1 protein-coding gene and 1 pseudogene are annotated in these 1,817 nt (G+C 72.6%); both read left to right on the top strand.

Going from position 1 to position 1,817, the window contains the following annotated elements; genetic code table 11:
* The first annotated feature begins 596 nt into the window (after positions 1-596).
* Complete coding sequence (locus ACFC02_RS40595; protein ID WP_376041194.1) at positions 597-824, top strand: hypothetical protein; 228 nt, start codon at positions 597-599, stop codon at positions 822-824.
* A 218-nt stretch (positions 825-1,042) separates the two neighbouring features.
* Positions 1,043-1,817: pseudogene (locus ACFC02_RS40590) on the top strand (hypothetical protein); the annotation flags it as partial.

The raw sequence follows: 1,817 nt of genomic DNA, 5'->3' as shown, positions 1-1,817 counted from the left end.
GCGCGGGGGTTTGGGCGGCGTGGGCGGCCGAGTCGGGGGCCCCTTCCGGTGGTGGGCGGGGAGGATCTGCCGCTGTGGTGACGGGTCGCGGCCGCCGACCCTGACGGTCCCCCAGGTGCCCGCCGCGCCCTCGTAAGGCGGGGCCAGAGCGGGGGGGTCCCTCCGGTCGGGCGGCACTCACGGTGTGCCGCGGGTTCTGGGGGGGTGGAGCTTGCGGAGCCCCCCCAGGTTCCGTGGCAGGGTGCGGAGGGCTGTCCGACCGGAGGGACCCCCCCGCGACCCCTGCCGACCCACCCACGGACCCGCAGTGGCGTACGGCGCCCCCTCCCCCTCTGGGAGCGGTGGCCCGGGGGTGCAGGGGGCGGAGCGCCCCTGCGTAGTGACCCGCGCGATCTCTCCGGCCTCCCCCGCACCCCTCCCCGCGTCCCTGTGTGGCCCGCTGACGGCCGATGAGGGGCGCCGTGCCCTCTGGGTCCGGTATCCGGCTGACAGGGCCGCAGAGGGGCGCCTAGGGTCGCCGCGTGATCACCGGGGGGCAATGATGACTCAGACTGAGACGCTTGCAAAAGGCGGATCGATGTGTCAGAGTCAGTCGCATGACGCAGACACCGGCCCAACTGAGGGCCCAAGCCGAAGCAGCACTCAAGCCTTTGGGAGCGAAGAGGATCAGGCTCCTGGCTCAGCTGGAGCAGCTCGACGCGGAGATCCGTCCGGTGATCGTGGAGGCGGTCCGGATGGAGGTCCCCTACCGCAGGATTCGGGACCTGACAGGGGTCTCCCCGAACACCTCGGCCGCGTGGCGGAAGGCGGCCGAGGCGGAGTGATCTGAGGGGCTCCTCGCGCGCGTATATGCGCGCGTGCGTAGGGCCCCCCTCCCCTCCCCCGACCGCAACCCGCAACCTTGCAGGTCAGAGGCGGTTGCACCCCGCAACCCGACCGCAACCTGCAACCAGAGGCGCAACCAGCAAACGAAGACGGGCCGGACCGCCGCAGCGAACGGCGATCCGACCCTCATCCACGCACCTGAAGGAGAACCGTGGACGTGAAGGAAGTTTGGCGGAAGGCGACCGATTCGACCAAGTCCGCCTGGCGGGCATCGGCCACCGAGGTGACCAACGTGGTCGATGCCCTGTCCCCCATGTGCGCCCCTGTGGCGGCTCGGTGGGACGCGGCGGCGGACCGGCGCCAGGCGCTCCGGACGCCGGAAAATCTCAAGAAGCTCATGGCCGCTCAGCGTGAGAACACGTCGGCGAGGGCGACGGCCGCGACCGCGAAGGGGCAGCGGACGGCGGCACGGCAGGCGAGCAAGAACCCGTGGAACGGCGCCCGGCGGGCGGCGAAGACGGCGGACAGGGCGGCGCGGTCGCACCGGATCGCCGCGCGGGCCGCGTTGAAGGAGGCGCGGGCGAACTACCCGGCGACGATGGCGCAGGTAGCCCGGCGGTGGCACGCCGTGCATGTCGTCCCGGCGGCGGTCGGCACGTACGCGTGGTCGACGCCTGCGGACTGGGAGACGTGGCCTTTGGCCACCTCGGTCGCGGTCATCGCGGCCAACGCCTCGGCGCTGTGGCTCGGTCGCCGGTCGGTCTCCGTGCAGGTCGAGGATGGGGTCACGGCGGAGGAACGCCGCTTGCTGGAGCGCCTGGACCCGTCGTACTGGGTGCAGCACGCCGACTCGCGCGGCCTGTCCGGCACGCTGACCGAGCGGCCCGAAGTGACGGCGGCCGGGATCGTGTGCGGCGTCCGGCTGGCCGCGCTCACCAGCCACCTGGTGCACACCGACCTGCTCGTTCTGCTCTCCGACGTGGACGGCCTGT

The organism is Streptomyces sp. NPDC056160, assembly GCF_042268205.1.
Lineage (GTDB): Bacteria > Actinomycetota > Actinomycetes > Streptomycetales > Streptomycetaceae > Streptomyces.
The sequence above is the reverse complement of the archived record's forward strand: the minus strand, read 5'-3'. Positions and strand labels throughout refer to the sequence as shown.